We start from the raw sequence: 22,565 nt of genomic DNA, 5'->3' as shown, positions 1-22,565 counted from the left end.
ATTTAACTCGATTCTCCGGGAGCCATTTCCCGATTAGGCCTGTATTTCAAAATAAAATTGCTTAAAATCGTTGATAACACTTGACTTAGAGTAGAAAAATGCGGTAGAATTTTCTACCGCATTTTTTAAACGTAAAATAAAACTGAAAAGTACATCAAAATTGAACCCAGCATGACGAATAAGTGCCATATTGTATGAATAAATGGGACGTTGCGCATGCTGAACAAAATTGCACCGACTGTGTAGGCAATCCCGCTGCCAACTAACAGCCAAAATCCTGTTGGACTTAAACGGTTGTACAAATATGGTCCTGATAGAATTACCAGCCAGCCCATCGCTACATATAAAACCGTGTCCAAGATAACATGCTTGCCGCGGTTAAAGATGTAGTAGATAATGCCGAAAACTGTCAGTCCCCAAATTAAGCCAAATAAGGTCCAGCCCCAGGTACCACCGATTGCTACAAGAGAATATGGGGTGTAGGAACCAGCGATGAGCAAAAAGATCGAAGAATGATCAAAAATTTGAAAAACATGTTTTGCCCGGGTAAAGATTAAGCTGTGATATAGTGTTGAAAATAGGTAAAGCAGAACCAGACATGAACCGTAAATAGTAAAGGTTACGATTCTCATAGGGCTACCGGTATGAGCTGCCTTAACAATTAAGATGACCAAACCAGCCACTGATATGCCAAAGCCAATTCCATGACTGATGGCACTGAAAATATTGTCTAAAAGATAATATCTGTCTGACCTATGTTCAGGCTCTTGCCAGAGTTTGCTAATTTTCATTTTGCAACAATCCAATCAATCCTTTATTAATTAGTAAATTTTTTGATACAATACATTATATATTGCTCATATTTTATCATAAAACGGGTAAATAAATTAGAATTGAAGGCGAATACGTTGTCAAAGATCAAGGTTATGACGGATTCATCCGTCCAACTAACAAAAGAAGAAATTGAAAAATATGATATTACTGTAGTTCCGTTAACGATCACTATTGATGGCAAGTCGTATGTCGATGGAGTAGATATCACTAGAAGCGATTTTGTCAAAAAGATGAACGAAGCAGAAAACCTTCCAAAAACTAGTCAGCCGCCAATTGGCCGTTTTGTTGAAACGATCAAGAATTTGACAGCAGATGGCAGCCAAGTAATTGGCATTTTTTTAGCTAAATCATTAAGTGGAACAATTGACGCAGCTCGTCAAGCTGTAGAGATTGCTGAACAATCTGACAATGTTACGATCATCGATTCAGAATTAACTGATAGGGCAGAGGGCTTCCAAGTTTTAGCAGCTGCTAAAGATGCTCAAGCTGGCAAGACGATGGATGAAATTGTCGCTCATGTTGAAAAAATTAGAGATAACCAAAAATTGAAAATGATGGTTGTCAATTTGCAAAACTTAATCAAGGGCGGCCGTCTTGGTGCACTTTCTGGTAGAATTGCAACCATGTTAAACATTCGTATCGCATTGCAAATGCCTAAGGGTGAATTGAACGTCTTTAAAAAAGGCCGTGGCAAGAAATTTAGTCGCGCCTTTGATAAACGAGTTTTGGATGAAATTGCTGAAAATAAGGATCGAATTAAAGAAGTTGGTATTTCTTACGTTGATACGCCTGAACCAATGCATGAATTAGCAGCTAAGATTAAAGAAATTAATCCTGAGATTAATGTTTTAGTTGCCGAAACCAGTCCAATTATTGCTACTCATGCTGGTAATGGTGCTTACGCAATTTTATATTATTTGGAGTAATGTATGGCTTATCGAGAAAGTTTTTATCGTTATTTGATGACGCAAAGGGATGCTGATTCAACAGATGAGGTAGCTCAATTTGCTAATAATGCACAACATGATTTGACTTTTCCAAAGCAAGAACAAAATTATGAGAAATTGTCAGATTATTTAGAACTTAATGCTAGTTATTTACCAAGCATGTCAATTTTTGATCGTGCATACAGAATGTACGAAGACAAAATGATGTATTAAGCCCAAGCCTCAAACTCGCCTGGGCTTTTTTATTAAATTTAGAAATAAAACAATGAATGTAATAGTTTTTATCGGCTTTATCATGTTTGCTGTGGCTGTTGCAAACATGATTCAACAGCGCTTGTTTAGAAAAATCTCTGTCAATTATATTGCGATGCTCATCGGGATGGCCATTGCCTTAATTCCGCAAACCAATCAAATAATTGAAGGGTTTAGTTCGGAAATTTTTATGGGCGTGATTGTTGCTCCGCTTTTGTTTTTCGAGGGACAGCGGACGCGGTTGTATAATGTATTGCGCAGCTGGCGAGCTATCTTAGGCTTAACCGTGGTCATGCTCATTTTAGCTACGATAACCGCCGCCTTTGGTATCTATTTAAGTATTGGCGTCTCGCTGCCTTTGTCTTTTATTTTGGCGGCAATTTCTACGCCAACCGATGCAACTGCAACTGAGTCAGTGGTTCATGGACTTAAGTTGCCCAAGAAAATAGAATTTTACTTAAAAGATGAATCTTTATTCAATGACGCTTCCGGTATTATTTTGCTTAATATGGCGGTTGATTGGTACATCCATAAGCAGTTGCGCATAGGCGAAGCAATCGGCAACTTTATTTATTCTGCTGGTGGCGGAATCGTTCTTGGTGTTTTGATCGCCGTTTTCGTAATCTTCTTGCGACAATCTAGTTTAAGATCTAAACATCATTTGGCCAGCAGCGCCGTAATGCCAATTGAGGTGCTGTATTTCTTAACGCCACTGGTCATTTACTTTTTAGCAGAAAAAATTGATGTCTCAGGCATTATCGCGGTCGTAGCAGCTGGTTTGGTACATAATGTGGAATCTGAGCGCAGTCGTTTGACGAATGCGGTAGTTTTCTATGATAGTTATGCTTTTTCAGAAGTAATCATCAATATTCTGAATGGAATTGTTTTCCTATTACTTGGTATAATTATTATTCGCTCAATGCGTGAAGATGTTTTCAATCAGCAAACTATCGACGCGATTATTATCGGTGTAATTCTTTATTTTGCTAATTTGGCAATTAGATTCTTATATTGCCGTTTTTCTCTTACGCTGAGAGAAAAGATTAGCTCTAAAGATGCGTGGATCTTTAGTTTAGGTGGGATTCACGGTGCAGTAACCTTCGCCTTGGCTTATACTTTGAGCGAATTAAATGTCAATTTGGCTGACTTCCATTTGATTTTGGTTAGTGAAATTACTCTGATTCTTTTGAGTATGATTGTGCCAACCATTGCTTTTAGATTTATGCTGGAAAAGGATAAGCCGGATTATTCTCAAAGAGCGGAAGTTGACCGAGTTCGAGTAGAAATGGTGCAATATGCATTAAAGCAAATCGACAAGATTTATTTGCCGGTTAAAATTCGTAAGCAGTTGGAATTTGACTTAAGAGCGCAAATGAATCAAACTTCGGTCGAAGATTTTATTAAAGAAATTAGGCATACGGCAAGCCAAAAAGAACTGCCAGATGATCAAAAGGAATTTAGAGCAGTTGTTTACCGCTATGCTTTTAGACAAGAACGAAATTATTTAGGCAGAATAGCCCAAAGAGAACAAGAATATCGTCATGGTTTCTTGACTCTGTATAGGGAAATTTTGATGGCCGAAATTGTTTTCTTAACCGATGAAGAAAATTAATTATATTTAGAAAGAAGAGATATTATGGCAACAATTCAATGGTATCCAGGACACATGAACAAGGCCCGCAACCAATTAGAAGATAAAATGGGCCTCATCGATGTTTTAGTCGAAGTACTAGATGCAAGAATTCCAGAGGCTTCGAGAAATCCAATGATTGAAGAATTGGTGGGCAATAAGCCACATATTATTATTTTGAATAAGGCTGATTTAGCAGATCCTGCTTTAACCAAGGAATGGGCTAAAAAATTAAATGGTCCTGATAAATATGTGTTAGCTCTTGATTCTTTGCATAATACAAATATGCAAAAGCTAATTTCTTTAGTTAAAAAAGCAGCTTCAGAAAAGACCAAGAAACTAGAAGCACGTGGAGCTTCCAACCCAACCATCAGGATCGCTTTAACCGGAATTCCTAACTGCGGCAAGTCCACTGTAATTAACCGTCTTGTAGGTCGCAACGTAGCAGAAGTCGGCAATAAGCCAGGTGTTACTAAAGGGCAAAAATGGCTAAAGACTAGTGCAAATATTCAAGTGTTAGATACACCAGGAATTTTGTGGCCTAAGTTTTCAGATCAAGAAGTTGGCTACAAATTAGCCGCTTTTGGTGCGATTAAAGATAGTGTCTTCCATGCCGATGATGTAGCTTTATATGTTTTGAAAAACTTACGCGAATATTATGCTAAGGACCTAGTTAAGTTTTCTAAGTTAAATGAAGCCGATATTGCTAATATGGCAGATCCAGATCTTTTGCTGGCGATGACAGAGAAATATGGAATGCGTGACGATTACGACCGCTTCTCATTATTTATGCTGCAACGTTTACGTAAGTGTGCTATTGGAAGGATTACGCTTGATAGACCATGACCATTAAAGAGATAAAAGAGCTGTTAAAAACGGACGTTACTGAAGAACAAATCGCAGAATTAGAAAGTGATCCGCGTAGTGGCGTACAAAAATTATTAGTTAGCTATCGTAAAAGACAAGTCAAACTGTTGGAGAAAAAGCAAGCCTTTGAGCAGCGTTTTGCCTATGAGAAAGAATTCTGGGCTAAGAATCAATTGGTGGCTGGCGTTGACGAAGTTGGACGTGGTCCTTTAGCAGGTCCTGTCGTTACTGCCGCCGTGATTATCGATCATGATTTTGATCTAATTGATGTTAATGATTCAAAGAAATTAACGCCAGAAAGACGATTAGCACTTTATCCCAAGATTCTTGAAGAAGCAGTAAGCGTAGGAATCGGCGTTAAAAGTTCGCAGGTTATTGATCAGATCAATATTTATGAAGCAGATAGACAGGCAATGGCTCAAGCTGTTCGGGCACTTGATATAAAACCTGATGCTTTGGTGGTTGATGCTATGAATGTGCCGGTTGATTTGCCTCAAGTGAAATTGATTAAAGGGGATGCTAAGTCTAATTCGATTGCGGCTGCCTCTATTGTGGCCAAGGTGTTTCGAGACAAGTTGATGGATGATTATGATAAAATTTATCCTCAATATGGTTTTCAAAATAATGCCGGCTATGGTACCAAGGAACACATTGCAGCCTTGAAGAAATATGGTCCTACTGCCATTCATCGTAAAACTTTTGCGCCAGTCAGTGACTTTTTTGAGAAAAATTAAATCTTTAAAAAGAAAACACCGATTTTTTGCGTAATAAACAGTGGAGGCTTTTATGAACAAGACAGAATTTTTATTGAAACTGAAACTGCAAAAAGGAATTGGTTACGTAAAACTGCTGACAGTCGCTAAGCAGATGAATAGTGAGAAAACGATTGAAGTAGAAGATCTCAAGGAAATGGAATTACCCGAGCAATTAATGGAGGCGTGCTTAAAGGCTTTTCGAGATAAAGATCTTGATCGCTTGGTAAAGCAGATTTATTGTCAGTGCGATGTGATTGGCTTTTTTGATGAAGAATATCCCGAAAAATTGCGCCAGATCTATCGTCCGCCCCTTGTTTTGTTTGCTCAAGGCGATACTTCACTCCTTTCAAAAGAGATCGTTACAATTGTAGGTTCACGTTATCCAACTAATTACAGCAGACAAGTAATGGAAAAACTGGTACCCAATTTAATTGAACAGAACATGGTCATTGCTAGTGGCTTGGCCAAAGGCGTCGATGCTTTAGCACATCACACGACTTTGAATAATCAGGGTCGAACAATTGCGGTGATTGGCAACGGTTTAAATTATTCCTATCCTAGACAAAATACCTGGCTGCAAAATCAAATTAAGCAAAAGGGTCTAGTAATTAGTGAATATTTGCCTGATACGCCGCCGCGTCCATATCGTTTTCCTGAGCGCAATAGAATTTTAGCTGGCTTAAGCAAAAGCGTAATTGTGACAGAGGCTAAAGAAAAATCGGGTTCATTAATTACAGCAAGCATTGCTTTGCAAGAAAACCGCGATATTTATGCGGTGCCGGGTGCGATAACCAGTGAGCTCTCTGCTGGTCCAAATCAATTGATTGGAGCAGGAGCAACTCCAATCGTAAATTTCAAATTTAAAAACGGAAAGATTTGACAATTCATAAAGTATTAATTAATCTGTGGACTGTAATTATAAAATAATATTTTAATAAGGAGGCATTTAATGCCTACTAAAGCAAAGAGTAAACCAAAAACTAAAAAACGTAAGAAAACCTTGGTAATTGTGGAGTCACCTGCAAAGGCCAAGACAATTGAAAAATATTTAGGTAGAAACTATCATGTAATCGCTTCAAAGGGCCATATTCGTGACTTGCCTAAATCTCAAATGGGGATCGATTTTGACGATAATTACAAGCCAAAATATATTTCTATTCGTGGTAAAGGTGACACTATTAAAGAATTAAAGAGTGAAGCTAAGAAGGCTAAAGAAGTATATTTGGCTTCCGACCCCGATCGTGAAGGGGAAGCCATTGCTTGGCACGTAGCTCATGCACTTAATTTGGATGAAAATGCCAAAAACAGAGTAACTTTTAACGAAGTTACCAAAGACGCTGTTAAAGAAAGTTTTAAACATCCTCGTACCATTGATATGGATACGGTTGATGCCCAACAAGCTCGTCGAGTTTTGGACAGAATCGTGGGTTATTCCCTTTCTCCAATTCTTTGGGCTAAAGTTAAAAAAGGCTTGAGTGCAGGTCGTGTACAGTCTGTTGCTTTGAAGCTTGTTATTGACCGTGAAAAGGAAATCAAAGAATTCAAACCAAAAGAATATTGGTCAATCGATGCCGATTTCAAGAAGGGTAAAGACAGCTTTAAGTCAGCCTTTTATGGCGTTGACAGCAAGAAGAAGGAATTGCCTAATATTGATGCTGTTAAGGAAGTTTTAGCAAAGATCGATAAAAAGAAAGATTTCGAAGTTGCTAAAGTGGTTTCTAGACAACGTCGTCGTCAACCAGCAGCTCCATTTACTACTTCTACTATGCAACAAGAGGCTAACAAGCGCTTGGGCTACAGAACTCGTAGAACAATGAGCATCGCACAGCAACTGTATGAAGGAATTAGTTTGGGTAAGCAAGGAACCGTTGGTTTGATTACCTATATGAGAACTGACTCTAAACGTATTTCACCTGTTGCTCAACAAGAAGCATCTAAGTTTTTGCATGAAAAATATGGTGCAGAATATGCGGCTAAGAGTCAAAGACACTTCAAGAATCAAGAAGATGCTCAAGATGCCCACGAAGCTATTCGTCCAACTAGCGTTTACAGAACACCAGAATCACTTAAGAGCGTGCTTACAACTGAGCAATATCGCCTGTATAAGTTGATTTGGTCAAGATTCGTTGCTAGCGAAATGAAGCCAGCTGTTTACGACACTGTAAGGGCAGATATCGTGCAAAATGGCGTCATGTTTAGAACTACTGGTTCTAAGATGAAATTTGCTGGTTTTACCCAAGTTTACGATAACCAACAAGAAAAGAACGTTGACTTGCCTGACTTAGAAGAAGGCGACAAGGTCCAAATGACTAAGTCCGACAACAAGCAACACTTTACTCAACCACCAGCACGTTATACCGAAGCAAGTTTGGTTCATGCTTTGGAAGAAAACGGTGTAGGTCGTCCATCAACTTATGCTCCAACCATTGATACCATTCAACGCCGTTACTATGTCAAGCTTGAAGGTCGTTCAATCGTTCCAACAGAATTAGGTGAAATTGTTGATACTTTGATTGAACAATTCTTTCCAGATATTGCTAACGTTGACTATACTGCTCATCTTGAAGACGAACTTGATGAAGTTGAAGATGGTAAAAAGCAATGGGTTAACGTTGTCGATGAATATTACCAACCTTTCAAGAAGGAATTGGATAAAGCCGATAGTGAAATCGAAAAGGTTCAAATTAAGGATGAACCAGCTGGCTTTAACTGTGATATTTGCGGTGCCCCAATGGTGATCAAGATGGGTCGTTATGGCAAGTTCTATGCTTGTTCACGCTTCCCAGATTGTCGCAACACTAAGCCAATCGTTAAGGAAATTGGCGTTGTTTGTCCAAAGTGTGGCAAGGGTCAAGTGGTTGAAAAGAAGTCAAGAAGAAACCGTAAATTCTATGGTTGTTCTCGTTACCCGGACTGTGATTTTGTTTCTTGGGATAAGCCAATTGGCAGAAACTGTCCAAATGATGGTCATTTCTTGGTTGAAAAGCGCTCAAAGAAGGGCCCAGTAATCCTTTGTCCAAACGGCGACTACCGTGAAGATCCACAAGAAGATGAAATTGATAAGTAAAATTTAAAAATAAAGAAATAAAGGTGATTTGATGCCAAAAAATGTTACCGTAATTGGAGCGGGATTAGCCGGAAGTGAAGCTACTTGGCAATTAGCTAAGCGCGGAATCCATGTTGACCTCTATGAAATGCGTCCCAAGAAGGAAACGCCTGCACATGAAACTGGCGAATTCGCTGAGCTTGTATGTACAAACTCAATGCGTTCCAACCAATTGTCAAATGCAGTTGGTCTTTTAAAAGAAGAAATGCGTCAGTTGGATTCATTGATCATGAAGGCTGCTGATAAGACTCAAGTTCCAGCAGGTGGCGCATTGGCTGTTGACCGTGACAGTTTTAGCAAGTATGTTACTGACACGCTTCGTGATCTTGATAATGTGACTGTTCATGAAGAAGAAATTACCGAAATTCCAGAAGATGGCATTACAGTTATCGCTACTGGTCCATTGACTAGCGATGCTTTAGCCGAAAAAATTCAAGAATTTTCTGGTACAGATAGTCTTCATTTCTTTGATGCTGCAGCTCCAATTGTGGCTGCGGACTCAATCGATATGGACATTGTTTACAAGAAGTCTCGTTATGACCGTGGTGAAGCTGCTTACTTGAACTGTCCAATGACTAAGGAACAATATGAAAAGTTCGCTCATGAATTGATTAATGCGGAAACTGCTCAACTTCACGGTTTTGAGAAAAATGACGTGTTTGAGGGATGCATGCCAATTGAAGTGATGGCTGCTCGTGGTGCCAAAACAATGTTGTTTGGTCCATTAAAGCCAGTAGGCTTGGAAGATCCTCATACTGGTGAAACTCCATATGCTGTAGTTCAATTGCGTCAAGATAATGCCGCTGCTTCAATGTACAACATTGTTGGTTTTCAAACTCACTTGAAGTTTGGCGAACAAAAGCGTGTCTTCTCAATGATTCCAGGTCTTGAAAATGCTCGTTTCGTTCGCTATGGCAAGATGCACAGAAACACCTACATGGCTTCTCCAGATGTTTTAACAGCTAGCTATGAAGCTCAAAATAGACCAGGCTTGTTCTTTGCTGGTCAAATGACTGGTGTCGAAGGTTATGTAGAAAGTGCCGGTAGTGGTTTAGTTGCCGGTATTAATGCAGCAAGGGAAGCATTAGGCGAAGAGACTGTTGCTTTTCCAAAGGATACTGCATTAGGCTCAATGGCTAATTATATTACCACTACAAGTGCTAAGAATTTCCAACCAATGAATGCCAGCTTTGCTCTTTTGCCAGCTCTTGAAGGCAAGAAGATTCGCAAAAAGCGTGAACGTCATGAAAAGATTAGTGAACGTGGCTTGGCTAGTTTAGATAAATTTAAGGCAGAAGTCCTAGACTAATGAAAAATGACATGGATGAACTAGATCAATTTATCTCTTACTTGCAATTTGAGCGGTACTATAGTAAAAAGACAATATCGTCTTATGCTACGGATCTGCATGAGGCAAAAAAGTTTTGGCAGGAAAACGGTGGCTTTGCTGGCTGGAAAAAGGTAACTGAACGCGATATTCAGATCTATATTCAGCACTTGGGCGACCGCAAGCTTGCCCGCAGCAGTCAAGCAAGACAAATGTCGAGTCTGCATTCGTTTTACCGTTTTTTGACTAGGAGACGGATCGTGAAAATAGATCCAACTCAGACAGTTGTCATCAGACGTGGCGAAAAAAAGCTGCCGCAATTTTTCTACCAACCAGAGATCAAGCAAGTATTTGATTCTTTGCAAGGAGACAAGCCGCTAACTGTGCGCAATCTGGCCTTGTTTGAACTGTTTTATGCAACGGGGATGCGGGTCAGCGAAGTTAGTGGCTTGACTTTGCCGCAGATTGATTTAGACTTGAAGACAATTTTAGTTCACGGGAAAGGCAACAAGGATCGTTATGTTGCTTTTGATGATCGAACTAAAAACTCCCTGCTTAATTATTTGAATAATGCTCGTCCGCGTTTACTAAAGGATAAAGATGAACAGCATGTTTTCTTGAGTAATCAAGGAAAAGCAATTAGTGATCGTGGAATTCAATATGTAATGCAAAAAACTTTTAATCAAGCAGGGATTAGTGGTAAAGTACATCCACATGAGTTGCGACACACGTTTGCAACGGCAATGCTAAATAACGGCGCTGATATGCGTAGCGTCCAAGAATTATTAGGACACAGCAGTTTATCTGCAACTCAGATTTATACGCATGTGACTACAGCTCATCTAAAATCAGATTATGAAAAATATTTTCCTCGTAATAAAGAAAGTTGAGGTTTAATAATGACAACAATTTGTTCAGTAAGATTTAACGGCAAGACTGCTATTGCAGGTGATGGTCAAGTTACCTTAGGTGAAAAGGTAATTGCTAAGGCAACTGCAAGAAAGATTCGCAGAATTTACCATGACCGCGTAGTTATCGGTTTTGCTGGTGGTGTTGCTGATGCTGTAAGCTTGCAAGAAATGCTTGAAGGCAAGCTTGAAAGCTACAGCGGTGATTTACGTCGTGCTGCTGTTGAAATGGCACAAGATTGGCGTAAAGACCCCGCTTTGCAAAAATTGAATGCAATGCTAATTGCGTTTAACGATAAAGACCTTCTACTTATCTCAGGTAATGGTGAGGTGCTTGAACCAGATGAAAATGTAGTAGCAATTGGTTCAGGTGGTAACTTTGCTCAAGCTGCTGCTATTGCGATGACTCGTCATGCTAAAGACATGAAGGCTGATGAAATTGCTCATGAAGCAGTTAAAATTGCATCAGGTATTGATGTATTTACTGATGATCAAATTATTACTGACGAAATTTAGGAGAAAAAATAATGGCTATTAAGACTCCAAAAGAAATAGTTAGAATTTTAAATGAATATATTATTGGTCAAGATGAAGCAAAGAAGTCAGTAGCGATTGCACTTTACAACCGTTACCGTAGAATGCAACTTAACAAAGAGATGCAAAAGGAAATCACACCAAAGAACTTGCTCATGGCAGGTCCTACTGGTGTAGGTAAAACTGAAATTGCTCGTCGTTTAGCAGATATTGTTGATGCACCTTTTGTTAAGGTTGAAGCAACTAAATTTACTGAAGTTGGTTACGTTGGTCGTGACGTTGAATCAATGGTCCGCGATTTGGTCAGTGAAGCTGTTCGCATGGAAGAAAAGGACCAATTTGAACGCGTAAAGCCACAAGCTACTAAAGAGGCAAATAAGCAATTGGTACGTCTTCTTGCACCTGGTGTTAAACGCGAAAATCGTGAAAGCCAAATGCAACAAATGCAAGACATGATGTCAATGCTGATGGGTGGCAACAACCAAAATAATAATGACGAAGAAGAAGTTACTGATGAAGTACGCAACCAAAGAATGGATGTTGCTGAAAAGTTGAACAAGGGACTTCTTGAAGATCGTGAAGTTACTATTGAAGTTGAACAAGCTCCTAAGGCAAACCCAATGAGCGACATGATGGGTCAAATGGGCATGGACATGGGTTCAATGCTTAATGACATTATGCCAAAGAAGAAAGTTAAGCGTACCTTGCCAGTAAGAGAAGCACGTGAAGTCTTAATTCAAGAAGAATCACGCAAGATGGTCGATTACGATACTATTTACCAAAGTGCGATCGAAAGAAGTCAAAACAACGGTATTATCTTTATTGACGAAATTGATAAGATTATTGCTGGTAACAAGCGTAATTCTGGTGAAGTTTCCCGTGAAGGTGTTCAAAGAGATATCTTGCCAATCGTTGAAGGTTCAACTGTAAACACTAAGTATGGTCCTGTTTCAACTGATCATATTCTCTTTATTGCCGCTGGTGCCTTTGCTGAAAGCAAGCCAAGTGATTTGATTCCTGAATTGCAAGGTCGTTTTCCAATCCGTGTTGAATTGAACGCTTTGACTAAGGATGATTTCGTAAAGATCTTGAAGGATCCACAAAACTCATTGCTTAAGCAATATGTTGCTTTAATGAAGGCCGATGGCATTAAGTTAGTCTTCACTCAAGAAGCAGTTGACAAGATTGCTGAAATTGCCTTCAGTGTAAACCAAGGTACTGATAACATCGGTGCAAGACGTCTTTCAACTATTCTTGAAAAGTTGCTTGAAGATGTTCTTTACGAAGGTCCTGACATGGAAATGGGTGAAATTACCATCACTGAAGCCTACGTTGAAGACAAGTTAGGCGATATCATTACTAATAAGGACTTAACTAAGTTTATCTTGTAGAAATTAAAAAGCAGTCTGTTGACTGCTTTTTTTCTTGGCTAAAATTTGCTCTAACTTATCGGGTCATTATGTTAGAATAGAGTAAAAGCGATTACATTCCGATTTTTGTTATTTGATTTGATAGGTAGGGATAAATAGTATGAATTATACAATTGAAAATAATATGATCAAAGTGGTTATCTCAGACCACGGTGCAGAAATTCAGAGCGTAAAAGGTGCTCATACTGGTGAAGAATATATGTGGCAAGCTGATCCTGAAATTTGGGGCAGACATGCACCTATTCTTTTCCCAATTGTTGGTCGTTTAAAGAACGATGAATACACATATAAAGGCAAAACTTATCACATGGGTCAACACGGTTTTGCTAGAAACTGTGACTTTGAAGTTGAAAATCATACTCAAGAAAGCATTACTTTCTTATTAAAGGACAACGAAGAAACACGCAAGATTTACCCATTCAAGTTTGAATTCAGAGTTAACTACAACTTGATGAATAACTTGCTTGAAGAAAACTTCAGTGTTGTTAACAAATCCGATGAAACAATGATTTTCGGTGTTGGTGGCCACCCAGGCTTCAATTTACCAACTAAGAACGGTGAAAAGAAGGAAGACTACTACTTCGACATGCACCCATCAGTAGCACGTGTTAGAATTCCTCTTAAGGATGCTAGCCTTGATTGGGAAAACCGTTCATTGGCTTCAACCGATAGTATGATTGGATTGAGCGACGGCCTATTTAAGAACGATGCCTTAATTTATGAATTGCACGGACATGATAATAAAGTTTCACTTAGAACTGACAAGAGCAAGTTCCACATTAATGTTTGGACTAGAAACGCTCCATTCGTTGGTATTTGGTCACAATATCCAAAGACTGCAAATTATGTCTGCATCGAACCATGGTGGGGTATCGCAGACCGTAATGATGCGGACGGCAAATTGGAAGATAAATATGGCATGAATCACTTGGAACCAGGCAAGGAATTCCAAGCAGGGTTCAGTATTACTTACCACTCAGATTCAGATCCTGAATAATATGAACTATGAGGCGTTTAAATTTTTAAACGTCTTTTTTCGTGTTCAATTTCACCTAAAAATGTATATTTGTAAGGAAAAGAAAAGGGTGGAAATATGAATGAGAATAAGATAGTTGATCTACTAGTCAAATACAAGCAGTTAACTTTTATTAAAATATTACAGCAAACGATGGTCTCGATCTTTCCGTTTGCCTTAATTGGAACATATTGCTGGGCCTTAGCTAATAGTTTTTTAACGACTAATAGTTTCTTTGGGCGTTTAACCAACATTATTAAGTGGTTTCCAGCACATAATTTTGCTAGTGCGATCGTTAGCGATGTAAGTTTAGCGACAACCGGCGTTTTAGCGCTCTATGCGGCTTTTATTAGTGCCGAGTTAACTATGCGCCATTATGGTAAAAATTCGAATATCGTAGGCGTAGCGAGCGTTGCATCGTATATTTTGATGTTTATTCATACGATCCGTAATACGCAGCAGTATGAAATGAATTATTATAATGCCACATGGTTTATTTTCGGGATCATTGTTGGTTATTTTGTAGGTTGGGTATTTGCCAAATTTGGCCACGATATACCAGAGGGTAAGGATAGAGACCTCGTTAAAACGATTATCGTTAATATCAAACCACTGCTGATTGTTTTAGCTTGTGCGCTAGTTATTCACTTGGGCTTTGCTACATATAGGCAATACCAGATGGACAGAATAGTTGCTCAAAGCGTGTCGACAGTAGCTAACCAACATAGTAGTTATGGTTTGTCGATTTTAATTTCATTGATCACTACTTTTACGATTTGGTTAGGATATGCTGGTACTTTAAACTTTAGCAGCAATATTTTTGGTAATGAATCAATTGCCAATTTGTCATATGCCCTATCGCATAAGACACCTTGGAACATTCCTTATCCATATACTTTGCAATCACTTTTCAACGGCTTTGGAGGAATTGGTGGTGTAGGAGCTACCTTGGCCTTAGTCATTGCTTTGATTTTGTTTAGTAATAAAAAACAAAAAAGAGCAATTGCAATGAGAAGTTCCGTACCAGTATTCTTTAATGTTAATTTCTCACTGGTAGTCGGTATTCCAACAATCTTGAATCCTATTTATGTCATTCCATTTGTTTTAAGTCCAATTGTTAATATGCTTTTGGGCAGTATCGCCATTTGGATTAAATTGTTCCCACCATTGGTTTATCCAGTTCCAGACGGTACGCCAGGAATTTTAGCACCATTGATGGGAACAGGAGGTAATGTCGTAGCTTTAATTTATACGATTTTCATTTTAATAGTAGATGTCTTAATCTATGTACCTTTTGTTAAGTTAGATAATCAAGTAGCTAATAAATACGAGGCAAGTTTAAAATGAAAAAATATAAAAGATGGCTTTACCCAATATTGATTTTAGTGGCAACTATTGTTTGTGCGATTCCGGCCGCAGTTTATGCTAATCAAAATGCTAACAAATTACAGATGCGGCGTGATTCACGCATGTCACCAGTAATTATGATTCCAGGGAGTTCTGCTTCAGTAAATCGTTTTGATACTTTGGTGCAAAAAATCAATCAAAGAGATCGTAAAAACCATAGTTTGCTTAAAGTCTATGTTAAAGAAAATGGCCAGATGATTTTTACTGGAAGAATTAGACGTAACGACAATGAACCATTTATTGTTGTCGGCTTCCAGAATAATCATGATGGCTATAGCAATATTAAGAAGCAAGCCCGCTGGTTTAATATGGCTTTTAATGAACTGAAGCGGCGCTATAATTTCAATAACTTCAAGGCAGTAGGGCACTCCAATGGTGGTTTGATTTATACTGCATTTTTGGAAAATTACTTTAATACGACAAGTAATCGTTTGATCAGAATCAAGGTTTTGATGACAATCGGTTCACCATATAACTTTGCGGAAACGTCAAACCGTCCTACGCAAATGCTCAAAGACTTTATTAAAAACAGAAAGAAACTGCCTAGTTATTTGACGATGTATTCAGTCGCTGGGACGAAGAATTACGTGGCTGATGGGATTGTTCCTGTTTCTAGTGTAGAAGCCGGAAAATACATCTATCAAGGTGCTGTGAAGCACTATACGCAGATTACGGTAACAGGACGCTTAGCCCAACACTCGGAACTTCCACAAAATAACCAAGTGCTGCAGTTGATTGAAGAATATGTTTTGAATAATAATCATCGAGGCAGAGGTCCAGCACCAAGGAATTAGATAAAACAAAAGACGATTGTTCAACTAGAACAGTCGCCTTTTTTAGTCTAATTTAAAATCTTCGGTTTCAACATAAAGAGTCATATTCTTACGATAATAGGTAAGTGATTTAAGGGTGATGCGTAAAGTCTTCAATATCTGGTTATCAGACAACTGGTGATCAGAAAGAATCGAATAAACGAAGCTCATACGCAATTTATGTGTTGTTAGCTGCATCCCAATTATTTGTCTGTCAGGTGCAATTCTCTGATTGATATTGAAGTCTGAGGCGTAGGGCTCACCATTTTTACGAGCAAAAATATAAGGATCAGCACTTTTGGAATAATCAGTATGATCTTTGATATATTGCTTAACTTCATCATTATCTACGTGCTTAAGCAAATCAGTGGTTTTTAAAACAACGATTTCTTTTGGTTTGAATCCAGCCGCAATGGCCGCCATCATTTTTACGGTTTCGGGATGAATATCCTTAATTTTGATTAAATCAGGCAAATAGGGCATCCAATTGATAATATATTTTTGCTTGCGATCAAATTTATTGCCACGCAGACTTAAGAGCGGGTAGGTGATGATATAGTCGTATTCACTTAAGAAAACAAAGTACATCTTAATGTGACTCAGGTATTTGTTAACTGTGTTGCTTTTGAAATGCAGTTTAGTTTCAAGAGAAGCCAAAAAATTGCGGATGTCACCAGCTCTAACATCGTTGACATTTGCATCTGAATCAACGTTAGCCGCATAGTAATTCCAAAAAGTCGTAACGGATTTATCTGCTAGAGAAATGGTTGAATCGGCTAGTTTTTTCTTTTGCTTACAATACGTGCGGAATTCTTTTTCATAAGGAAAATTCATTGTGCTCACCCTTTCTTTTGGATTAATTATATCATTTTCAAGTATATTGTTACTAAATTTGCACTTGAATAATTTTGGTGATTGTTGTATATTCAATATATTAATTAAATAGGTGATGACGTTCACCATTAACCGAGAAATCTAATGACGTCTACTTTGTCCCATAGGGGTAGAGTAGGCGTTTTTTGTTTGGAGGAATTGTATTTGTCTACGAAAATTAGTAACTATATTAGTGTGGCATTTTTCGCTTTCTTTGGCGGAGTGGCACGTGCAAGTTTAAATGCTGTTTTTAGCTTTTATGGTACTTTCTGGGGAAATATTATTGGCTGCTTTTTATTAGCATTTTTCACGTATTTCTTTATGGAATTTAAAACAATGTACCAATGGTTGACGGTTGGATTAGGTACCGGCTTTATTGGAGCCTTTACGACTTTTTCAACTTTTAATTTGGATATCTTGAAAAATATTCAGGCTAATTTGCCTGGTACGGCATTAATTTACTTTTTGGCATCGATCGTCTTTGGCTTTTTTTTCGCTTATTTAGGCATGGGCGTTGGTAAAGCTGTAGGTCAGTTATTGAGAAGGGAAGATTAAGTTGAATTTATTATTAGCTGGTATTGGAGCATCAATTGGTGCCATGATTCGGTATGCAATCACTAATTATGGTAAAAAGCACTGGGAATGGATCGGCAAAAAGTTTTCTAATTTGCCTATCCCAACTTTGTTTATTAATTTAACAGGTGCCTTTATTTTAGGTTTTGTATTTGGCATTAAAGCAAATGTCTTTGTTTATGCTGTTGTAGGGACAGGTGTTTTAGGTGGTTACACTACTTTTTCAACCATGAATACGGAATTAGTTGAATTATATAAAAGCAAAAATTATCGTGGACTAGTTTTCTACGCACTAGCATCATACATAGGCGGTGTAGTTCTAGTATTTCTAGGATATTACTTGGGTCATATTTTTGCATAGAAAAAGCATCTTTGCGTTTTGCAAGGATGCCTTTTTGATTATTAGTCTTTAGTTAATTCGTAGATTGCTTCTGCATAAATAGCAATTGAGTTGATCAAATCGTCAACTTTCATGTATTCGTTAGCTTGGTGCATGACCATTGGCGCATCTTCAGGTTGGGCACCGTATGCGACACCATGCTTAAAGAGTCGTCCGTAAGTACCGCCACCGATGACAACTTCATGGCCTTTCTTACCAGTTTGACGTTCATAAACTGCAAGCAAGGTCTTAACTAATGGATCATCACCAGGTACGTAGTGAGGTTCTTCAAATGAAGCAAAGCTTGGAGTTAAAATGTCGCCAAATTTTTCGCTAACTTGCTTAACCATCTTGTCTGGATCAGTGCCTTGTGGGTAACGAATGTTGTCTTTAAGAATAGCCGCGCCATCTTCAGTGTATTCAAAAATTGAAGGAGCGGAGGATAAATCGCCCATTAGATCATCATGATGGAAGACGCCAAGCTTTTTACCTTGGAAGTCTTCGTGTTCAACGTCGGCTAAGAAGTGAAGATAGTTTTTATCACGACCAGCAAAGTCAAATTGATCTAAGAAGAGACCTAAGAAAGTTGCAGCATTGCGGCCAACTTGAGGAGCTGAAGCGTGCGCACCTTGACCATTGAGTTCAATCTTAGCAATGTTATCGTTGATATCGAATTGACCTTCAAGCTTGTTGTCAGTCAAGAATTGCTCGAATTTGGCTTTAATTTCATCAAGGTCATCTGCTTGAATAGTAGCATAAGCCTTTTGTGGGGTAACGTTTTCTGCGATACCTGCCTTGAAGGATTTAAGAATGACAGCGCCTTTTTCTTGATCATCCTTAAAGTTAAGTACTAAAGTGTAGATCCCTTGTTCACCATTGATGATTGGGTATTCGGCATCAGGAGAGAAAACTTGGTCTGGAGTATGTTCATGCTTTAAGTAGTATTCAATACCTACCCAGTTGGTTTCTTCATTGGTACCGACAATAAAGTCGATTTTCTTCTTAGGTTCAAAACCAGCTTCTTTAAGTAAAAGCATACCGTAGTAAGCAGCTAATGCTGGGCCTTTGTCATCGGCAGAACCACGACCGATAATTTTATCGTCCTTGATGATCATTTTGAAAGGATCGGTTACCCAGCCATCACCGGCGGGAACAACGTCCATGTGACCGATAATGCCAAGATGCTTGTCACCTTCACCGTAATCAACACGGCCAGCATAGTTGTCAACGTTCTTAATGTGGAAGCCGTCGCGTTCAGCAAAAGACAAGAACTTCTTCATTGCCTTAACGGGACCTGGGCCAACAGGATATTCTTTAGAAGTGTTGTTTAAGTCTTCGGAAGAATCAATTGCGATTAATTCATCCAAGTCACGTAAAATATCATCCTTTTTTGCTTGAGCTAGTTTCTTGTAATCTAAGTCCATACTCATCCTCTTTTCTTATTTTAAGTTAGTTAAAATTTTATCGAAAAAATGGATTTTTGGCAAACGATTAAGAAAAAATTGATATATTTCATGAGCATTAAAATAGTATTATGTTTTAATCTCAAGTATACTTACACATAAAAATATAGTTAAAGTTAAAATAGAATGGATAAAGATTATGAGACAACATGTTCCCAATTTAGACACCAATTTAACTAATAATGACTTTTTAGATTTAATCGTTTCTTGTTTTCACTCTGCAATTTTTGGTACGGTTGACCAAAATGGTGAACCTCACACCAATATTGTTGACATTGACTTTAATGAAGATGGACGGTTAATCTTCGCAACTACTAACCAAAAGAACTTTTACCGTAACATTAAAGGCAATAACCGCGTTTGTTTAACTGCTTTACGCGGCAGAGAGACGCTAAGCAGCGTAGGTTTTACGCTTAAAGGCTATGTCGATGAGATTAGTCCATCATACATAGATAAGATTCTTGAGATTAAACCAGAAATGCATCGTATTTATGCAAATAAAACCAAAGATATTAATACTTTGCGTCCATTTGCACTTACGCCTGTTTTAGGCTCTGTTTATGACTTGAGAGAGGGTCGTGCATTTCAAAAGCAATTTGATTTTATGAATGAAAAAGAACCAGTTTAAGGTCAAGTGATCAAACTGAAGAAGGCTTAATTCCGGTTTTGTTCGGAATTGAGCCTTTTTTCTGTGCTTCATATTTTTGTAAGGTATCTATTTTGTTATTTAAAAATATAATCTTATACCGCAAATTTGGGATGTTGTGTTCCAAAGCTGGAATAATATTCTATTTTTATGGTATATACCAAAATCGCTCCAAACTATTGTCTTATTTTTTGTTCCTCTTAAAATAAGGATTGCGAATGTGATAAAAGGAATAAGGAAAAACGTTAGATAGGATATAGAAGATGAAGAATAGATATAGTTTACGAAAATTATCAGTAGGTTTGTGTTCTGTAGTATTGGGTTGTACGTTGTTGCAAAATGCGACTACCCAAGAAGTAAAAGCAGATGCTGGGACTACTGGAGCTACTGGAGCTACACAAGCTTAATCAGCAGGTTCTACTTCTGATGGTACTGCTACTGGCAAATCAGGTTCGAACCCTGGTGGTGATGAAACACGCACTGCTAATGAAGGTCAACAAGTTCAAGGACTGGAAGCTTCTGATTATCAAGAAGAAACTGTAACTTCTAAGGATTTGAAAGACAAGTTTAATTTTCATAAATATGATAATGGAACAAAAATAGACCTATCTCTTAAGCAAAATGAAAAAGAAATGTAAAATGATGATGGTTCGATTACACTAACGCATGTAAACAAGGGACCGGTGATGAAGAAGGATGGCAGGGTAGCGCCGTTTGGGCTGATCGATATCAAATTGGTCAGATCAATCTAGAAGTAATCAATTATGTTGACCAAAATGGCAATGAATTGGCTCCATCTACAACGCAAAAGATTACTTTTTCTAGAGAATTGAAACATGATTTAGTTACTGATAAATATACTGAAGTAAGTCATAAGGGTACAACTACATTTAATGAGGTTCCCGTAAATGCAGTTATCACTAAGAATGGTGTTGACTACAGACTTGATTATGTTGATCCAGGTTATGCTGCTGGCAATAAGAGTGTCAAGGCTATTAGTCCAGATTTGAAGTTCACAAATGCTAAGGAAAATAATAATTCAGAAGAAAAAGCCAAAAGGCACAATTACCACAAACTGGTGATAAGAAAGCAACTGGCTTAACTGTTTTCGGTATGCTTGTTAGTCTCTTGGGTATGGCTGACTTATCTGTTTCAGATAGGTTTAAAAAGTTGTCCAAAGCTAAGAAATCAAAATAAATAGAATATAAAAAAGGCAGATGAAGAAAAATTCATCTGCCTTTTTTGATTTACTAGATTAAACTAATTTTTACATCTCATCTTCACGGTTTTCTTCACGTTTACGTAACCATGGTAATAAGAAACCTAAACCGAAGAGTACGATAACAGTGATGATGTTCATCATTAATTGGTGGTTAAATGCGGCACTACCAAATGTTGCTTCTGCTTCTTGAGGGATGAAACCTAAAGTTGCACAGATAAAGGTGAAGATTAGGCACCACCAACCCATGATTAAGGCACCGGTTCTGTTTTTTATGAAGACATAATCTGAATGGTAGTTCTTTTCATGCATACGAAGCATTATGAAGGCGAAGAATACCCAGCAAGTCTTGTATGGTGAAATAATACCGTTGATGTTTAACAACCAGTTATAGATTGAGTTAATGTTTGGCAAAGTACCAGTAAGTAAAAGAAGGAATAATGCCAAACCACAAGTCAAAGTGTAAGAGTGAACTGGACGACCAGTCTTGTCCTTCTTACCAGTAAGCCACTTAGGCATGTATCTGTCGGCAACGTCACCAGCAAATACACGACTTGAAGCATCAAGTAAAACAGCTAATTGAGCCATCATAAAGATAGCTTGTACAACTGCGAAGATGTACATCAAGACTTTGCCCAAGCCTAAACTTTCACCTAAAAGTTGGAAAGCGTAGTAAGGACCGTTCATCTTAAAGTCATGTGGAATGTGGTGGGCATTGAAGAAGACTGCCAATGCCAAAGTACCAAAGATGGTTAAGAAACCAGTCATGATAGCTAACATCCACATAGCCTTAGGAAATTCGTGCTTTGGATCACGCATTTGAACAATGTAAGGTGCAGCAAGTTCGGCACCAGACATAGCGAAGATCAACAAACCAGTAGTTGAGAAGTATCTCAAACTAAATGATGGCTTAAATGAATCCCAGTTGAATGGTTGGGTGGCAATGTGGTGACCGTGCATCACTGACCAAGCTGCAAGTAAAACAAAGAGCATGGACATGATGAACATGGCACCACCACCGATTAAGGAAAGAAGCTCAAGTGAGTTCTTAATCGCATTTTCAATTAGGATAAATGCCAAGATAATTACAAAAGTCAAGATCCCGAACCAGAAAGTGGACATGTGCTTGTCCAAGGTGTTATTGCCCAAAATAATCCATGAGAATGAAACAATAACTGAGTTGGAAACGTCTACTAGGTAAGGAACGGTTTGTACCCAGTACATCCATGAGGTCCAGTAACCCAAAGTATCGTTAGATGAGTGACGAACCCATGAAGCAAGACCACCGGCTTGGTCTTTGAAAGTCAATCCCATTTGACTACACATTAATGCGTAAGGGATAACATAAGCGAATAACAGGAATATCCATGAAACAACTACAGATAAACCTTGGTTTTGAAATGGGTAAAAGATGTTTTCAAAACTGATAATAGTTACGAAGTCGATTAAGGCAATAACCGGCCATTTCATGTAATGTTTTTTGCCCGGCTCGAAATTAATGGTTTCGATTTCTTCTGACATAAAAAATATTTTCCTCCAAGAATGTATTTAATTGTGAAACAAAAAATTTATCTATCCCTGCGGAGGA

At 38.2% G+C, this 22,565-nt stretch carries 23 protein-coding genes and 1 riboswitch; of the genes, 19 read left to right on the top strand and 4 right to left on the bottom strand.

Annotated features, from left to right (window positions below; genetic code table 11):
* Nucleotides 1-125: 125 nt before the first annotated feature.
* Nucleotides 126-791 carry a hemolysin III family protein gene (locus tag WS44_RS04165; RefSeq protein WP_046433276.1) on the bottom strand — a complete coding sequence of 222 codons (666 nt, stop codon included), beginning with the start codon at nucleotides 789-791 and terminating at the stop codon, nucleotides 126-128.
* Nucleotides 792-908: 117 nt separating this feature from the next.
* On the opposite strand from WS44_RS04165, the gene WS44_RS04160 reads away from it, so the two are divergent.
* The 14 genes from WS44_RS04160 to WS44_RS04095 all read left to right on the top strand — a co-directional run bounded on the left by WS44_RS04160 (nucleotide 909) and on the right by WS44_RS04095 (nucleotide 15,806).
* Nucleotides 909-1,760 (top strand): DegV family protein, encoded by an 852-nt coding sequence (locus WS44_RS04160; protein ID WP_013437781.1) that lies wholly within the window; start codon nucleotides 909-911, stop codon nucleotides 1,758-1,760.
* A gap of 3 nt (nucleotides 1,761-1,763) precedes the next feature.
* A complete protein-coding gene (locus WS44_RS04155; RefSeq protein ID WP_013437782.1) occupies nucleotides 1,764-1,994 on the top strand; it encodes a YozE family protein in 231 nt (76 codons plus the stop codon).
* A gap of 52 nt (nucleotides 1,995-2,046) precedes the next feature.
* A complete protein-coding gene (locus WS44_RS04150; RefSeq protein ID WP_046433273.1) occupies nucleotides 2,047-3,645 on the top strand; it encodes a sodium:proton antiporter in 1,599 nt (532 codons plus the stop codon).
* A gap of 24 nt (nucleotides 3,646-3,669) precedes the next feature.
* Nucleotides 3,670-4,509 (top strand): ribosome biogenesis GTPase YlqF, encoded by an 840-nt coding sequence (gene ylqF / locus WS44_RS04145; protein WP_013437784.1) that lies wholly within the window; start codon nucleotides 3,670-3,672, stop codon nucleotides 4,507-4,509.
* Nucleotides 4,506-5,264, top strand: a complete 759-nt coding sequence (locus tag WS44_RS04140; protein ID WP_046433268.1) for a ribonuclease HII — start codon at nucleotides 4,506-4,508, stop codon at nucleotides 5,262-5,264. Before ylqF ends, WS44_RS04140 begins: the two co-directional genes overlap by 4 nt.
* 52 nt (nucleotides 5,265-5,316) lie before the next feature.
* Nucleotides 5,317-6,165 (top strand): DNA-processing protein DprA, encoded by an 849-nt coding sequence (gene dprA, locus WS44_RS04135; protein ID WP_013437786.1) that lies wholly within the window; start codon nucleotides 5,317-5,319, stop codon nucleotides 6,163-6,165.
* Between the two features lie 69 nt (nucleotides 6,166-6,234).
* Nucleotides 6,235-8,352, top strand: a complete 2,118-nt coding sequence (gene topA / locus WS44_RS04130) for a type I DNA topoisomerase (protein ID WP_013437787.1) — start codon at nucleotides 6,235-6,237, stop codon at nucleotides 8,350-8,352.
* A 31-nt stretch (nucleotides 8,353-8,383) separates the two neighbouring features.
* On the top strand, nucleotides 8,384-9,700 hold the full coding sequence (gene trmFO, locus WS44_RS04125; RefSeq protein WP_014565793.1) for a methylenetetrahydrofolate--tRNA-(uracil(54)-C(5))-methyltransferase (FADH(2)-oxidizing) TrmFO: 1,317 nt from the start codon (nucleotides 8,384-8,386) through the stop codon (nucleotides 9,698-9,700).
* A complete protein-coding gene (gene xerA, locus WS44_RS04120; RefSeq protein ID WP_013641828.1) occupies nucleotides 9,700-10,608 on the top strand; it encodes a site-specific tyrosine recombinase/integron integrase in 909 nt (302 codons plus the stop codon). The genes trmFO and xerA overlap by 1 nt, the downstream gene beginning before the upstream one ends.
* Nucleotides 10,609-10,617: 9 nt before the next feature.
* On the top strand, nucleotides 10,618-11,142 hold the full coding sequence (gene hslV, locus WS44_RS04115; protein ID WP_013437789.1) for an HslU--HslV peptidase proteolytic subunit: 525 nt from the start codon (nucleotides 10,618-10,620) through the stop codon (nucleotides 11,140-11,142).
* Between the two features lie 11 nt (nucleotides 11,143-11,153).
* Entirely contained in the window at nucleotides 11,154-12,551 is a 1,398-nt protein-coding gene (gene hslU / locus WS44_RS04110) for an ATP-dependent protease ATPase subunit HslU (RefSeq protein WP_013437790.1), read from the top strand.
* 139 nt (nucleotides 12,552-12,690) lie between these two features.
* Complete coding sequence (locus tag WS44_RS04105; RefSeq protein WP_046433264.1) at nucleotides 12,691-13,587, top strand: aldose 1-epimerase family protein; 897 nt, start codon at nucleotides 12,691-12,693, stop codon at nucleotides 13,585-13,587.
* 96 nt (nucleotides 13,588-13,683) lie between these two features.
* Nucleotides 13,684-14,952, top strand: coding sequence for a PTS transporter subunit EIIC (locus WS44_RS04100; RefSeq protein ID WP_046433262.1), 1,269 nt, complete (start codon nucleotides 13,684-13,686; stop codon nucleotides 14,950-14,952).
* Nucleotides 14,949-15,806 (top strand): alpha/beta hydrolase, encoded by an 858-nt coding sequence (locus WS44_RS04095; RefSeq protein ID WP_013437793.1) that lies wholly within the window; start codon nucleotides 14,949-14,951, stop codon nucleotides 15,804-15,806. Before WS44_RS04100 ends, WS44_RS04095 begins: the two co-directional genes overlap by 4 nt.
* A gap of 42 nt (nucleotides 15,807-15,848) precedes the next feature.
* On the opposite strand, the gene WS44_RS04090 is transcribed toward WS44_RS04095, so the two are convergent.
* Nucleotides 15,849-16,658 carry a site-specific integrase gene (locus WS44_RS04090; RefSeq protein WP_046433261.1) on the bottom strand — a complete coding sequence of 270 codons (810 nt, stop codon included), beginning with the start codon at nucleotides 16,656-16,658 and terminating at the stop codon, nucleotides 15,849-15,851.
* A gap of 102 nt (nucleotides 16,659-16,760) precedes the next feature.
* Nucleotides 16,761-16,819: riboswitch (Fluoride riboswitch) on the top strand.
* 43 nt (nucleotides 16,820-16,862) lie between these two features.
* Here WS44_RS04090 and WS44_RS04085 point away from each other — a divergent pair.
* The gene (locus WS44_RS04085) at nucleotides 16,863-17,252 is read left to right on the top strand and encodes a CrcB family protein (RefSeq protein WP_014565795.1); all 390 of its coding nucleotides are present in this window, start codon (nucleotides 16,863-16,865) and stop codon (nucleotides 17,250-17,252) included.
* Between the two features lies 1 nt (nucleotide 17,253).
* On the top strand, nucleotides 17,254-17,631 hold the full coding sequence (gene crcB / locus WS44_RS04080) for a fluoride efflux transporter CrcB (protein WP_013437796.1): 378 nt from the start codon (nucleotides 17,254-17,256) through the stop codon (nucleotides 17,629-17,631).
* A 41-nt stretch (nucleotides 17,632-17,672) separates the two neighbouring features.
* Here the strand turns inward: crcB and pepV are convergent, their stop codons facing one another.
* Nucleotides 17,673-19,073, bottom strand: coding sequence for a dipeptidase PepV (pepV, locus tag WS44_RS04075; RefSeq protein ID WP_046433257.1), 1,401 nt, complete (start codon nucleotides 19,071-19,073; stop codon nucleotides 17,673-17,675).
* Nucleotides 19,074-19,251: 178 nt separating this feature from the next.
* Here pepV and WS44_RS04070 point away from each other — a divergent pair, with 178 nt between their 5' ends.
* From WS44_RS04070 to WS44_RS04065, 3 genes are all read left to right on the top strand, one after another.
* On the top strand, nucleotides 19,252-19,740 hold the full coding sequence (locus WS44_RS04070; protein WP_014565797.1) for a pyridoxamine 5'-phosphate oxidase family protein: 489 nt from the start codon (nucleotides 19,252-19,254) through the stop codon (nucleotides 19,738-19,740).
* Between the two features lie 281 nt (nucleotides 19,741-20,021).
* Nucleotides 20,022-20,165: a YSIRK-type signal peptide-containing protein gene (locus WS44_RS09905; RefSeq protein WP_288145685.1), complete on the top strand. Its 144-nt coding sequence runs from the start codon at nucleotides 20,022-20,024 to the stop codon at nucleotides 20,163-20,165.
* Nucleotides 20,166-20,491: 326 nt separating this feature from the next.
* Nucleotides 20,492-20,860 (top strand): hypothetical protein, encoded by a 369-nt coding sequence (locus WS44_RS04065; protein ID WP_333562528.1) that lies wholly within the window; start codon nucleotides 20,492-20,494, stop codon nucleotides 20,858-20,860.
* A gap of 165 nt (nucleotides 20,861-21,025) precedes the next feature.
* Here the strand turns inward: WS44_RS04065 and WS44_RS04060 are convergent, their stop codons facing one another.
* Entirely contained in the window at nucleotides 21,026-22,498 is a 1,473-nt protein-coding gene (locus tag WS44_RS04060) for an APC family permease (protein WP_013437804.1), read from the bottom strand.
* Between the last annotated feature and the right edge of the window lie 67 nt (nucleotides 22,499-22,565).

The sequence above is a fragment of the Lactobacillus sp. N54.MGS-719 genome, assembly GCF_000980505.1.
Classification (GTDB): Bacteria; Bacillota; Bacilli; order Lactobacillales; family Lactobacillaceae; genus Lactobacillus; species Lactobacillus amylovorus.
This window is presented reverse-complemented; position numbering and strand designations above follow the sequence as displayed.